We start from the raw sequence: 13372 nt of genomic DNA on the forward strand, positions 1-13372 counted from the left end.
CCGGTCCCCACCCGGTCGCGACCCGGACCCCTCGCACTCGATGCGGGGGGTCCTCGCGCGTGACGGGAGCGTCGAGCGGTCAGCGCGGCAGCACGACGGACACCGAGGTGCCCGCGACGGGGCTGCTCTCGATGGTCACCCGGCCGCCGTGCGCCTCGACGATGGTCCGCACGATGTCGAGCCCCAGGCCGCTGCCGGGCACTCCCAGGCGCCGGGCGTTGTCGCCGCGGTGGAAGCGCTCGAAGACGTGCTCGAGGTCCGCGGCATCGATGCCCTCGCCCTCGTCGGCGACGGTGAGCACGAGCTGGGCGTCGTCGGTGTCGGCGCCCTCGACGAGGGTCGTCGTGACGCAGCCGCCGGGCGGGCTGAAGGAGACGGCGTTGGCCAGCAGGTTGTCCACGACCTGGCGCAGCCGCATGCCGTCCGCAACGGCGACGACGCTCCGCGGGCAGTGGAGGACCAGCCCGACCCCGGCGCGCTCGGCGTCCAGCGAGGCCGCCTCGACGGCCTCGGCGAGGATCGTGGCGACGTCGACCCGGTAGGGGTCGACGAGCTGGGAGCCGGACGCCGCGCGGGTGACGAAGAGCAGGTCGGCGACGAGGTGCGACAGGCGCAGCATGCTGCGGCGGGCGGCGGCCACCTGCTGGTGGCCCTCGACGCTCACGTCGTCGGACTCGTCGAGCAGCTCGAGGTAGGCGAGCGCGGTCGTCAGCGGCGTACGCAGCTCGTGCGACACCGTGGAGACGAAGTCGTCCTTGGCCTTGGTGGCGCGCACCGAGTCCGTGACGTCGTGGTAGGCCAGGACGGCGCCGGTCAGTGCCCCGACGCGGTCGTGGAGCGGTCGCGAGGACACCGAGAGCGCGCGGCGGGAGCCGGCGTCCTCGCCGATCCAGAGGAGGACGTCGTCGAAGGACTCGCCGGTCACGGCCCGCACCGACGGCAGCTCCTCGACCGTCAGGAGCCGTTGCTGGTCGGCGTCGTAGGTGAAGCCGACGAGTCCGGTGCCACCGGGGTGGCCCTCGGGGAACGCGAGCCCGATGAAGTCGCGCAGCCGGGCGTTGTGGGCGAGGAAGCTGCCGTCGGCGCCGAGCTGGAGGATGCCGACCGTGAGGCTCTCGAACACCGCGTGGGCCGTGCGGCGCTCGGCGTCGGCCGCCGCCTCCGCCGCGTCGAGGCGCTCGACGAACGCCTGCCGTTCGGTGATGTCGGCGACCTGCGAGATGAAGTGGACCGGCTCACCGCCCGGCGTGCGCAGCAGCGCCACCGACAGGTCGCCGATCACCACGCCACCGTCGGCGCACAGGTAGCGCTTGGTGACCCGGTAGCTGCTGATGTCGCCGGCGAGGGCCTGGTCGACCAGGCGGAGGTCGGCGGCGAGGTCGTCGGGGTGGGTGAGGTCCTGGAAGCTCATCGTGGCCAGCGCGTCCGGCTCGTAGCCGAGCATGTCGCACAGCGCGGCGTTGGTCGTGAGGATGTCGCCGGCGGGCGACACGATGGCCATGCCGACCGGGGAGTGCTCCATGGTCAGGCGCCACAGGTCGTCGGTCGAGGGCACGTCGACGCGCGAAGCGACCACGACGACACCTCCCTGCACACGCGACCGGTGATCCACGGTACGAGGCCGGTGCCGCGGGCGGTGCGACCTTGCGGGAAACGGAGGGGAAAATGAGGGAATCGCCCTGCGCACGCGGCGCAGGGCGATCCTCGGACTGGACCAGTCGACGCGTCAGGCGCTGACGAGCACCTGCACCTCGGCGACGGAACCGGTCGCCGCGACGACGCGGGTGTCCACCGGCTGGGCCTTCGGCGCGAGGGTGCGCAGCGTCCACTCACCGTCGCCCGCGAAGAACCGGAAGTGGCCGGTGGCCGAGGTCGGGACCTCCGCGGTGAACTCGCCCGAGCGGTCGAGCAGCCGCACGTAGGCGTTGGAGACGGGCTCGCCGTCCGCCGCACCACCGCGCAGCACCTGGCCCTGGATCACGGCCTCCTTGGCGACGTTCACGCCGTCGAGCGAGAGTCCACCCTCCTTGGCTCCGCACATGTCAGGCCTCCCCGGGCTCGTCGCCGAGGGCCACCGGGACGCCGACGAGGGAGCCGTACTCGGTCCACGAGCCGTCGTAGTTCTTCACGTTCTGGTGGCCGAGCAGCTCGTGCAGCACGAACCACGTGTGCGAGGAGCGCTCGCCGATCCGGCACAGCGCGATGGTGTCCCGGCTGTCGTCGAGGCCCGCGGAGGCGTACAGCTCGCGCAGCTCGTCGTCGGACTTGAAGGTGCCGTCGTCGTTGGCGGCCTTGGACCACGGGACGTTGATGGACGTCGGGACGTGGCCGGCGCGCTGGGCCTGCTCCTGCGGGAGGTGGGCGGGGGCGAGGAGGCGTCCGGCGTACTCGTCGGGGCTGCGCACGTCGACGAGGTTCTTCACGCCGATCGCGGCGACCGTCTCGTCGCGGAAGGCGCGGATCGAGGAGTCCTGCTCGCTCGCGGTGTAGGAGGTCGCGGCGCGCTGGACCGGCTCGTCGGTCAGCTCACGGGAGTCGAGCTCCCACTTCTTGCGGCCGCCGTCGAGCAGCTTGACGTCCTGGTGGCCGTAGAGCTTGAAGTACCAGTAGGCGTAGGCGGCGAACCAGTTGTTGTTGCCGCCGTAGAGGACGACGGTGTCGTCGTTGGACACCCCACGCTCGGACAGCAGGGCCTCGAACTGCTCCTTGCTGACGAAGTCGCGGCGGACCTGGTCCTGGAGGTCCGTGGTCCAGTCGAGCTTGATAGCTCCCCGGATGTGGCCCTTGTCGTAGGCGGTGGTGTCCTCGTCGACCTCGATGAGGACGACGCCGTCGGTGTCGAGGTTGTCCTCGACCCACTGGGCGGTGACGAGAGAGTTCTCGCGGCTCATGGTGGTGTGCTCCTTGCTGGTGGTGAACAGTCGTGGATGGGTGCGCCGCCCGGTCGGGCGGCTCGGTCAGGCGGCGATGCGTCGGGCGGTGGCGCGGCGCAGCAGGAGGTAGACCTCGCACCCCAGGCAGAGGGCGAAGACGGCGTTGAGCAGGGCCGCGACGAGCGCTGCGCCCACGGCGACCTGGCCCACGACCGTCGCGCCGGCCAGCAGGGCGACGAGCCCCACGACCGCGAAACCGAGGCCCACGGCCTGCGCGAATCGCGGCGGCTCGGGCGCCTCCCACTCGCGCGGCGGGCCCAGGCGGGGACGCACCAGGGTGCGGAACGCCCAGGCGTGGGGCGTCGCCTGGACGCCGCGGACGGCGCCGAGCGCGAACAGCGCCGCCTGGACGGCGAGCAGCGCCACGGAGTACGGGGCCGGCAGCAGCAGGACGGCGACGAGCACCACGGCGGTCAGGCCGGCGGCGAGCTGCGGGCCCCGCGGGTCGATGGCGCCGTGCGGCGGCCCCGCGGTCGCCGCGGGGCGCGGCGTGGCAGTGGTGGACATGTCTCTCCTGGGTGGTCGTCGCGGCACCTGGCCGGGCGCGCCGGGGCATGGCCCGGCGCCGGGTCCCACCGTGAGCAGGGTCCGGCAGGTGCCGGACAGCGGTGCTCAGTCGTGCGGTGGGGCCACTACGACATTCGACACAGCGCCGAGCGCACGCGGCAGTGGTCCACTGCGCGGCGCTTGGTGAGCATGGTCGAGGACATGACGATGACAGTAGGCCGTCCGGACACGCGCCCTGTCGCCAGTCTCATGATGTGGTCGTCCCATCCGGATGGTGAGACACGGCGGCAGCCAGGGCGGTGAGGACCTGGTCCTTAGTAGGCGCGCCGGTCGCGCGGGTCACCTCGGCGCCCGTGCGGTCGAGGACGATCGTGGTGGGCGTGCGCAGGATGCCGAGGGCCCGCGTCGCGTCGAGGTGCTGCTCGGCGTCCACCTCCACGTGCACGACGCCGTCCACGAGCCCGCTCACGTCGTCGAGGACGCGACGGGTGGCCCGGCAGGGGGCGCAGAAGGCGCTGGAGAACTGCAGCAGGGTGGCCCGCTGACCGAGGGAGCCCCCGACGGCCGTGACGAGGGCCGCGCCGGGCGGGACCACGTCGGACTCCCCGGTCGAGGCCTCGCGCGGCGCCTCACGGGAGGCGGAGTCCGGGGCGCCTGCCCCGCGGCGTACGACGTGCGTGCCGCGGAAGCGACCGTCGGTCGCGAGCCGCCACCCGCCGACGGCCAGCGCCACGACGACGGCCGCGACGGCGATCCAGGCTCCGGTGCTCACCCCGGGGCAACGGGTCGGGCGGGTGGTTTTGTTCCGGCCGGACGGGCGACAGGGCCCCGGGAAGGATCCCGGGGCCCTGTCGGTGGCGCAGCGAAGGGTCAGCCCTTCTTGACCTTGACGGTCTTGGCGATCTCGGCGTCGCCGAGCTTGCCCTGCTTGAAGGTGACCACGAAGACGAGCTTGTTCTTGCCCTTGGCCAGCTTCTTGAGCTTCACGGAGGCCTTGCCCTTGCGGAGCTTGCCCTTGCCGATCGACGTGTAGACCGGGGCGCCGTACTCGTCCTCGCGGACGAGCTTCTTGACGACGACGGTGCCCTTGATCTTCTTGGCCTGCTTCTTCTTGGCCTTGACCACGATCGAGGCCGTCTTGCCCGTGACCGAGACCTTGATCTTCGGCTTCTTCTTGATCACCTGGGAGCTGGTCAGCGCGATGCCGGACAGCCCGTCGTTCTCGGCGACCGTGCGCAGCACCAGGCGCTCGTTCTTGTCGGCGCTGGTGACCTGGTAGGTCGGACCGGTGCCCACGACAGCCCCGTCACGGAGCCACTGGTGGCTGTAGGTGGTGCCGCTCTCGATCGCCCACACGCCGGCGTACGCCGTCAGCTTGCCGCCGAGGTACTGCTTGCCCCGGATCTCCGGTGCGCGCAGCGCCTTGAGGTCCTTGCCCAGCGCCGCGTTGATCCCGGTGGCGGTCTGCCCGCTGGTGACGGTGACCGTCTTGGCCTTGGCGAACGTCGCGTCGTCGTACCACTCGGGCGCGTGCCGTACGACGACGCCCGAGCCGAAGTAGTTGCCGTAGTCGACGAACTGGACCTTGTAGGTGCCCGGGACGAGGTCGGTGGTGGTGTAGGTGCCGTTCTTCTCGGTGCCGACGCCCGAGGAGGCGTTGACCGGGTTGCCCTTCTCGTCGAAGAAGCTGACGACCACGCCGTCAACGGGGAGAGCGGACTCGGAGGTGACCGTGCCGCTGATCCCGCCGGTCAGGGGCAACGTGATGTTGGCACCGGGCGTCGAGGTGGCGAGGACCTTGGCGACGTCGTAGGACTGGGCGCCACCGAACCAGCGGTCGAGGCGGTCGTACTGACCCTCCTCCCGCTCCAGCACGTCGGAGGCCAGCAGCTTCCACGCGTCCTCGGTGGAGTCGTCGAGCTCGTCGAAGAAGTACTGCCCGGCACGGTTGGTGCGGACGAAGCTCCACGCCTCGGGACGGTCCGCGTCGGCGGGCGTGTCGTAGGCGACCACCTGGGCGCCGATCACGGGCGCGCCGGCCGAGTCGACCACCTGGCCGTAGATGTCGACCGTGGCGGGGTCCACGACCCGGCGGTTCGGGTCCAGAGCGAGCTCGGCGTCGAGGGAGACGGCCTGCTCGATGCCGACCGCGACGGGGTCGGCGGTGGCCCGGTCGGCCTTGTCCGCGTACCACTCGCCGAGGTACTCGCCGACCGGGTCGCTGAACTGGACCTTGTAGCTGCCGGCGCGCACACCGTCGACCCGGTAGACGCCGTTGGCGTCGGTCAGGTCGCTGTAGCTGTTGCCGTTGCCCTCGGGGAAGACGTCCACGCGGGCGCGCTCGAGCGGCACCCCACCGGGGCCGGTCACCCGACCTGCCACGACGCTGCCCTCGGTCAGGACGACCTGACCCACACCGGCGCCACCGGCGCCCACGGCGACGAGGTCGGCGCTGGCGAGGTCGGGCTTGTTGTTGAAGAACTCCGGTGCATAGCCGGAGGCGGCGAAGGACAGCTTGTAGCTGCCCGCGGGGACACCGAACGCGAACCCGCCCTGCGAGTTCGTGGAGAAGGAGCGGAAGGGGAACGTGTCACCCTCGCGGTAGAGCGAGACCGAGGCGTCCTCGATCGGCTTGCCGTCGGGGGCGACCACCTGGCCCGACAGGGTGGGCGCGGCGACCAGTGACACGGGCGCCAGGACGGTGGCGCCGCTGACGACGACCGCGTCGGCCGTGTCGAACGTGGCCTTGTCGTTGTAGTACTCCGGGACGAAGAGCCCGTCGTCGTCACCGAACTGAAGCTTGTAGGTGCCCGGCTCGAGGGCCAGCGACACGACGCCGTCGGCGACGTACTTGAAGCCGCCGTTGGTGTAGCTGCCGTCCGCCTGCAGCTGGTCGTACCTCACGTAGCCGTCGATCGCGTTGCCGGCGGCATCGGTGAGCGTGGTGGTCACGGCCACCGGCGCCGCGTGGGCGGGCGCGGCGAGGCCGACCGTCATCCCGGCGAGGGCGACCGCTCCGGCGACGCCCCCTGCCACGAGGCGCGCGAGCGCTCCCCCTGGAACTGAATTCATCCTGTGTCCCCCTTGGACCTAGTGCGCGACCCTCCGTGGGTCGCAGGTGAGGAATCCCCCACCGGGGCGACATCAAACCCTCAACGCCCCAGGAGTTGTCAGCCGCCCGCGAACGGGGGCAGCAGCTCGACGACCGCGCCGGGGGCCAGGACGACCGTCGCGGGGTCCTGCGAGCGGACCGGCCGGTCACCGACGAGCACGGAGCAGACCGCCACCGTGCGCTCCATCCGCTCGTCCGGGTGCCGCTCCAGCACACGCCGGACCAGCACGTCGAGGGTCGTCTCGCCGGTGACCGGGAAGACGTCCTCGGCCGTCCCGGCGGCCGCGCGGGCACCGGCCCAGTAGCGCACGGTGACCGTCTCACTCCCCTGATCGGGCCCGGCTGCGGCGTCCATGCGGGATATCCTTCCTCATCCCCGGTGGGTAGCCCAGCACGAGAGGAGGGCCCGGTCATGAGCGCACTGCTGCTGATCACCAGCGCCCTGCAGCCCTCCGCCGAGGTGCTGCCGGGGCTCGCGCTGCTGGCCCACACGGTCAAGATCGTCCCGGCCCAGGGCAGCGCCCTGCTCGACGCGCCGGAGTCGGACCTCGTCCTCGTCGACGGGCGCCAGGACCTCGCGGCCGCGCGCGACCTGTGCCGCCTGATCCGCACCACCGGCGCCGACGCCCCGGTCCTGCTGGTCGTCACCGAGGGCGGTCTCGCCGTGGTCGCCCACGACTGGGGCATGGACGACGTCGTGCTGCACACGTGCGGCCCGGCCGAGCTCGACGCCCGGATCCGGCTCGCCATCGGCCGCGCGGGGGCCGCCACCCCCGAGGACCCCTCGGCCCACGTCATCCGCCGGGGCGAGGTCGTCGTCGACGACGCCACCTACACCGCGCGCATCGGCGGGCGGGCGCTGGACCTCACCTACAAGGAGTTCGAGCTCCTCAAGTACCTCGCCCAGCACCCCGGTCGCGTCTTCAGCCGCGAGCAGCTGCTCCAGGAGGTGTGGGGCTACGACTACTTCGGCGGCACCCGCACGGTCGACGTGCACGTACGACGCCTGCGGGCCAAGCTCGGCACCGAGCACGAGCACCACATCGGCACCGTCCGCAACGTCGGCTACCGCTTCGTGGTGCCGTCGCGCGACAAGGACGAGGACGCTGCCGTCGGCTCGTCGGGTCAGCCGAGCGAGATGCGTCCGTAGACGAACGTCCCGAACGCCTGGACCACGTCGCCGGCGACACCGACGGCGCTGTAGGACGTGGTGCGGCCGCTCCTGCGCACAGTGAGGCGCGGGCGTGCCCCGTCGACGTACGTCACGTGCTCGACCTCGTCCCAGGGCACGAGCTCCGTGGTCGGATCCACCAGCAGCCGCAGGCCGTCGACGCGGGTCGAGTGCTCGAGCAGCTGCGCCGGCGTCTTCTGCGGGCTGATCGGCGGGATCGAGTGGTACTCGCGGTAGCCCAGCGTCCTGATCGCGAGGCCGGCGTCCGTCACGTAGAGGACCGGGTGGGCGTAGCGCCAGTTCTGCTTCGTCACGAGCACGGCCAGCACCTCGGGGCCGGCCGGGCCCTGCACCCGGCTGCTGACGGCGGGGTTCCAGGTGCGGGAGATCCCCTCGGCGCGCAGCACCTCGAGGAGCCACTCCCCGCCCGCCGGGTTGCCCGGCACCGCCTCGACCAGGCCGGCGACGTCGACCTCGGTGCCCGCCTCGTCGACGACCACGTCGGGGCGGTCCCAGCGGTGGACGTACGTCGCGTGCCCGGCGCCGACGAGGGCGCAGCGCACGAGCAGCTCCAGCACCGACCGCAACACGTCGAGGGCCTGGGGATCGTCCAGCTCGTGACCGGCCAGCCGCTCGGCGAGCTCGCGCCGCCGGCCGTGGGTGGCGAGGTGGACGACGAGGCTCAGGTCGGCGACCTCCGGCGTGAGGGAGTCGACCAGCGACATCACCCGGACGGCGCGCTCCTCGTTGCGCCGCCGCCCGCCGACCTCGACGGCGCCCTCCCACGCCACGGGGGTGAGCGAGCTCTCGCGGGCGATGTGCGCCTCCACCTCGGCGATCGCCCCGACCGGGTCGGTCAGCACGCGCAGGGCCGGCTCGTCGCCGTCCGGCACCACGGCTGCGGTCCCCAGCTCGGGCGCCTGCTTCTCGATGCGCTGCACGCGGCGCGCGGTGGGCGGGTGCGTGTCGAGCGGGGACCGACGCTCCTCGGCCATCATCCGGTCCACGTCGACGTCGCGGTGGGCAGGCACCGAGAGGAACTGCGCGTAGCCGGCGAAGACGCCGTGGGGCACCATGCCGACGCTGTTGCCCACGGTCGCGTGGTCCTGCACGAACCGGTCCCACGACGCCGCCGTGCCGACGATGGCACGCAACGCGGAGACGCTCGCCTCGGGACCGGCCAGGGCGGCCGCCCAGCGGTCGGCGTCGAGCTCCTGGCCGCGCGCGACCGCGCGCACGACCCGGGCGTAGAGCGCGAGGTAGGCGCCGAACAGGCGGCCGAGCGGGCGCCGCGGGCCGAAGCCGTCGACGACCTCCACCAGCGCGACGAGACCACGCCGCGTCACCCCGGAGAGCGCCGTGTGGCGCTCGCTGTAGTGGCCCATCTCGTGTCCGAGGACGAACACCAGCTGCGAGCGCGTCAGGGTCTGGAGGAGCGGGACGCCGACGTAGAGGATGCGGGTGCCGGGGACCAGTCCCAGCCAGCGGGAGTCCTCGGACACGGCGGCGTTGGCGTCCGCCACCAGGCGGATCTCGTCCGGCGGGTGGGTCGCCACGGCCTCGGCGGCCTGACGCACCAGCGACCACAGGGCGGGTTCCCGCTCCGGGGAGAGCGCCACGCCGCCGGGCGCGTCCGGCGTCGCCTGCCGGAAGACCCGCAGCAGCGCCACCACGAGCACGAAGCCGACGGACGACAGGAGGAAGCCGAGTCCCGCCGCGCCGGCCGGCGCGTTGCGGAGGACCCACACGAGGGCGACGACCAGGCCACCGAGCACGCCGGCTGCGAGCACGAAGATCCCGACCAGCATCGCGACGGCGACCGCCGTGCGCAGTCGCGCCAGCATCCGAGCCTCCCCTGTGTTCCCTGTTGTTCCCCGTGCGTCCCGTGGCTCGCCGGGCGTTCCCGGGTCCCGAGCAGGCCTCATGCTGCCCGATCACCCCGGTCCCCGCAGGCAAGTCGGCGGAATCGCCGGTCGTCCGGCACCCGGCCGGTCCGCCGGCCGGACCGCCCGTCGCTAGGGTCGGCACGTGGACGAGCACGTCGAGGTCATCCGGATCGCAGCAGCCGCCGAGGAGGTCGACGGCGCCTCGCCCGTCGACGAGGCGGCCCGCATCGCCCTCGCCGACGGGGCGGCCGCCGTCACGGTGCGACCCGGTGGCTTCGCGCTGCTGCACGACGGCGACCTCAGCCTCGCGGTGCACCCGGACGACCGCGGCCGGGGCCTCGGCGCCGACCTGCTGCGCAGCACGACGGCGTACGACGGCGAGCTGACCGCCTGGTCGCACGGCAACCACCCCGCCGCCGCCCGGCTCGCGGCGCGGCACGGGTGGAGCCGGGTGCGCGACCTGTGGGTGATGCGGCGCGCCGCGGCGCTCCCGCTGCCGCCGGTCGTGCCCCCCGACGGCGTCACGATCCGGGGCTACCGCGACAGCGACGCCGCCGACGTGGTCGCCGTCAACGCCGCTGCCTTCGCGCACCACCCGGAGCAGGGCGCCATGGACCTCGACAACCTCGCCCGGCGGATGGCGGAGCCGTGGTTCGACCCGGCCGGCCTGCTCGTCGCGGAGGACGACTCCGGGATGCTCGGCTTCCACTGGACCAAGCAGCACGACGCCCGGCTCGGCGAGGTCTACGTCGTGGGTGTGGCACCGACCGCGCAGGGGCGCGGGCTCGGCCGGCTGCTCACCCTGGCCGGGCTGCACCACCTCTCGCGCCTCGGTGTCGAGGAGGTCCTGCTCTACGTCGAGTCCGACAACGCTCCCGCGGTCGCGGTCTACTCACGCCTCGGCTTCGAGCACGCCGCCGCCGACACGCACGTGCAGTACCGGCGCGGCTGACGCCCTAGCGCAGGGGTCGGACGTGCAGGCCGACCTCGGGGTCGACGAGGACCTCCTGGGTCGCCGGCATCGAGTCGACCTCCACGGTGGCGTCCACCGCGACGTTGCGCTTGACCAGGGCCAGGGCGATCGGCCCCAGCTCGTGGTGGCGGGCGCTGGAGCCGACGAACCCGACGTCGCGTCCGTCGAGGGAGACCGGTGACCCCGCGGGAGGCAGCCGGTTCTCGGAGCCGTCGAGGTGCAGCAGCACCAGTCGGCGCGGCGGACGGCCCAGCGTGTGCACGCGCGCGACCGTCTCCTGGCCGCGGTAGCAGCCCTTGTCGAGGTGCACGGCGGGGCCGATCCAGCCCACCTCGTTGGGGATGGTGCGGTGGTCGGTGTCGATGCCGAAGCGTGGCTCGCCGCGCTCGATCCGCAGCGCCTCGAACGCCCACAGCCCCGCCGCGGGGCCGGCGGCGTCGGCGTAGGCCTCCATCCGGTCGCGCGGCACGAGGTCGTAGCGCCCGGCGTCGTCGCTCGGGCGCCACATGACCGCGAGGTCGTCGACCAGCGATACCTCGACGCGCGTCATGAACTTCATCCGCTCGAGCCACTCCACGAGCGCGGCACCGGCGCCGGGCTCGGTGTGCGCCGTGAACGCCTCACCGTCGTCGACGCCGGCGAAGGCGTGCTCGACGTGCCCCTGCGGGCTGAGCACCAGCGCCTGCGTCCACACCCCGGGGGCCAGTCCGTCGAAGTACTGCGTCGTGAGGTTGTGGAGCCAGGACAGCCGCTCGGGTCCGCTGATCCGCAGGACGTCGCGGTGCGAAAGGTCCACGAACCCGTCGCCGGAGGCGAGGCTGCGCTGCTCGGTGTTGAAGGAGCCGTAGTGCGCGGCCACCGGGGCGTCGATGCCGTCGCCGGCGACGGCCCCGGGAAGGGCGAGGAGGGGGCTGGCCATGACCCGAGTCTAGGCCGCCCCCACACCCGGCCCCAGCGGCGACGACGGGTCGAGCGGCGCCGGGGCGTCGAGGGGCGGTTCCTCCTCGGCCCGGGGGTCCGGCTCCGTCGTACGCCCGCGCAGCTCGTCGCGCAGCCAGAAGGCGACGTGACCCGCGCCGGCCAGCGTCGCGACCCCGATGACCAGGAAGATCCACCGCCAGTCCACCAGCGTCACCAGAGCGGCGCCGCCGGCGAGCGACACGGCGCTCGGCACCGTCATGACCACCTCGGCGGCCGTCGAGACCCGGCCCATGAGCCGCTGCGGCGTGCGCCGCTGGAGGATGGTCATGTAGGCCACCACCAGCAGTGGCAGGGACGCCCCGAACAGCACGATGCTCACCAGCACGCCCGCCATGGCCGGCGAGGCGGCGATGCCCAGGGCGCTGAGCCCGAGGAGCACCAGCCCGAGCGTGCTCGTCGCGACCTCGCCGAAGCGGCGTACGAGCCGGGCGGAGGTGACGCCTCCGACGATCGCCCCGATGCCCTGGACCGAGACGATGACGCTGACGTAGGTCGCCGGCTCGCCGAAGTGGTCGGTGAGGGCGAAGATGGCCGACTCGGTGAAGCCGAGCACCAGCATGGAGAGCCCGAAGCCGATGAGCAGGTGGCCGAGCACCCGGTCACGGACGAGGTGCCGCAGGCCGTCGGTGAGCTGGTCCCAGTAGGCGCCCTCCTCCGGCTCGGGCGCCTCCTCCTCGACCCTGATCGTGGCGATCACGGCCGCGGCGACGAGGAACGACGCCGCGTCCACGAGCGCGACCGCCCAGCCGCCGAGCCAGGCGAAGAGCGCGGCGCCGAGGAGCGGCCCGAACAGCCGGTAGGACTCCTTGACGGTCTGGATGCTGGAGTTGGCGTCGACGAGCATCTGCTCGGGCATCAGCTCCTTGAGCAGTCCGTTGAGGCCGGCGGGCAGGACCACGAAGCTGACGCCGTAGAGCCCGGCGACCGTCCAGATGATCCACACGTCGCCGGCGTCTCGCACGAGCAGGAGCGGCAGCACCGCGACGGCCGAGAGGAGGTTGCCCCACACCAGCATCGGCTTGCGCCTGATGCGGTCGATCCACACGCCGACGAGCGGGGCGAAGATCGCGGGGATGCACATGAAGAAGAACGTGAACCCGGCCATCGCGCTCGAGCCGGTGAGCGTCTTCACCCAGATGCTGAGGACCAGCAGCATGATGGAGTCGCCGAGCATCGAGGTCGACAGCCCGGCGAACAGTCGCGTGAAGCCCGGTTGGGCGAAGGCGGCCCTCACCGGGACACCTCGATCGCTGCGCCCCACGCGACCATCTCCACAAGCCGCGACCCCTCGGGTCGCTTGGCCGGGTCGGCGAGCCGGTCCTCGTAGGACCGGATGATCCCGGCCACCTGCTCGTTGACCTCGCGCAGCTCCTCCAGCGTCAGCCACCCCATCGTCTGCGTGAGCTCCCCCGCGGCGCGCCACGGTGGGTCGGACTCCGCGAGCCGCGCGGACGCGTCGAGGTAGCGGTCCACCCAGCGCTCGAGCATCGCCCGCGCCAGTGCCTCGCCGGCCCGGCGCTCTTCCGGGCCGGTGTCGTCCTCGTCGCCCCAGCTGAGCCCGATCCGGCTCATCCGCCACGGACGCTGCCGCCCGGTGCCGCCGTCGGCCTCCTCGATGAAGTCGTGCTCGGCGAGCTTGCGCAGGTGCCACGAGCAGTTCGCCGGCGTCTCACCGAGTCCGTCGGCGAGCTGGGTCGCGGTCAGCGGTCCCTCGATCGTGAGCAGCTCGAGGATCCCCATCCGGACCGGGTGCGCCACGGCGGTGAGGGCGCGCGGGTCACGCAGGCGTCGGTACTCCGTCATGCATGG

Annotated in this window: 13 protein-coding genes; 2 read left to right on the top strand and 11 right to left on the bottom strand. The window is 72.8% G+C overall.

Translation table 11 applies throughout. From position 1 onward, the window contains the following. Positions 1–79 precede the first annotated feature (79 nt). The 7 genes from HN031_RS04575 to HN031_RS04605 all read right to left on the bottom strand — a co-directional run bounded on the left by HN031_RS04575 (position 80) and on the right by HN031_RS04605 (position 6907). The gene (locus HN031_RS04575; protein ID WP_172266959.1) at positions 80–1576 is read right to left on the bottom strand and encodes a PAS domain-containing sensor histidine kinase; all 1497 of its coding nucleotides are present in this window, start codon (positions 1574–1576) and stop codon (positions 80–82) included. A 150-nt stretch (positions 1577–1726) separates the two neighbouring features. Further along, complete coding sequence (locus HN031_RS04580) at positions 1727–2041, bottom strand: DUF1416 domain-containing protein (RefSeq protein WP_172266962.1); 315 nt, start codon at positions 2039–2041, stop codon at positions 1727–1729. A 1-nt stretch (position 2042) separates the two neighbouring features. Continuing rightward, positions 2043–2891 (bottom strand): sulfurtransferase, encoded by an 849-nt coding sequence (locus HN031_RS04585; RefSeq protein ID WP_172266965.1) that lies wholly within the window; start codon positions 2889–2891, stop codon positions 2043–2045. Positions 2892–2957: 66 nt separating this feature from the next. Continuing rightward, positions 2958–3440, bottom strand: a complete 483-nt coding sequence (locus HN031_RS04590) for a DUF4395 domain-containing protein (RefSeq protein WP_172266969.1) — start codon at positions 3438–3440, stop codon at positions 2958–2960. A 247-nt stretch (positions 3441–3687) separates the two neighbouring features. Continuing rightward, entirely contained in the window at positions 3688–4212 is a 525-nt protein-coding gene (locus HN031_RS04595; protein WP_172266972.1) for a thioredoxin domain-containing protein, read from the bottom strand. Between the two features lie 98 nt (positions 4213–4310). Continuing rightward, positions 4311–6512, bottom strand: a complete 2202-nt coding sequence (locus HN031_RS04600) for a carboxypeptidase-like regulatory domain-containing protein (protein WP_172266975.1) — start codon at positions 6510–6512, stop codon at positions 4311–4313. A 98-nt stretch (positions 6513–6610) separates the two neighbouring features. After that, positions 6611–6907 (bottom strand): MoaD/ThiS family protein, encoded by a 297-nt coding sequence (locus HN031_RS04605; protein ID WP_172266978.1) that lies wholly within the window; start codon positions 6905–6907, stop codon positions 6611–6613. A 57-nt stretch (positions 6908–6964) separates the two neighbouring features. Here HN031_RS04605 and HN031_RS04610 point away from each other — a divergent pair, with 57 nt between their 5' ends. Next, positions 6965–7702, top strand: coding sequence for a response regulator transcription factor (locus HN031_RS04610; RefSeq protein ID WP_172266981.1), 738 nt, complete (start codon positions 6965–6967; stop codon positions 7700–7702). On the opposite strand, the gene HN031_RS04615 is transcribed toward HN031_RS04610, so the two are convergent. Then, positions 7678–9567 carry a M48 family metallopeptidase gene (locus HN031_RS04615; RefSeq protein WP_172266984.1) on the bottom strand — a complete coding sequence of 630 codons (1890 nt, stop codon included), beginning with the start codon at positions 9565–9567 and terminating at the stop codon, positions 7678–7680. The two genes, HN031_RS04610 and HN031_RS04615, sit on opposite strands and share 25 nt — an antisense overlap. 184 nt (positions 9568–9751) lie before the next feature. Between HN031_RS04615 and mshD the strand changes: the two genes are divergently transcribed. Continuing rightward, positions 9752–10561, top strand: a complete 810-nt coding sequence (gene mshD, locus HN031_RS04620) for a mycothiol synthase (RefSeq protein WP_172266988.1) — start codon at positions 9752–9754, stop codon at positions 10559–10561. Between the two features lie 4 nt (positions 10562–10565). Here mshD and HN031_RS04625 read toward each other — a convergent pair whose 3' ends face one another. The 3 genes from HN031_RS04625 to HN031_RS04635 are packed head-to-tail and all read right to left on the bottom strand — an operon-like array spanning position 10566 to position 13366. Further along, the gene (locus HN031_RS04625) at positions 10566–11501 is read right to left on the bottom strand and encodes a folate-binding protein YgfZ (RefSeq protein ID WP_172266991.1); all 936 of its coding nucleotides are present in this window, start codon (positions 11499–11501) and stop codon (positions 10566–10568) included. Positions 11502–11510: 9 nt separating this feature from the next. After that, positions 11511–12797, bottom strand: coding sequence for an MFS transporter (locus tag HN031_RS04630; protein ID WP_172266994.1), 1287 nt, complete (start codon positions 12795–12797; stop codon positions 11511–11513). Beyond that, the gene (locus tag HN031_RS04635; RefSeq protein WP_172266997.1) at positions 12794–13366 is read right to left on the bottom strand and encodes a helix-turn-helix domain-containing protein; all 573 of its coding nucleotides are present in this window, start codon (positions 13364–13366) and stop codon (positions 12794–12796) included. Before HN031_RS04635 ends, HN031_RS04630 begins: the two co-directional genes overlap by 4 nt. Between the last annotated feature and the right edge of the window lie 6 nt (positions 13367–13372).

Source organism: Nocardioides sp. zg-1308 (assembly GCF_013155375.1).
Taxonomy (GTDB): Bacteria; Actinomycetota; Actinomycetes; order Propionibacteriales; family Nocardioidaceae; genus Nocardioides; species Nocardioides renjunii.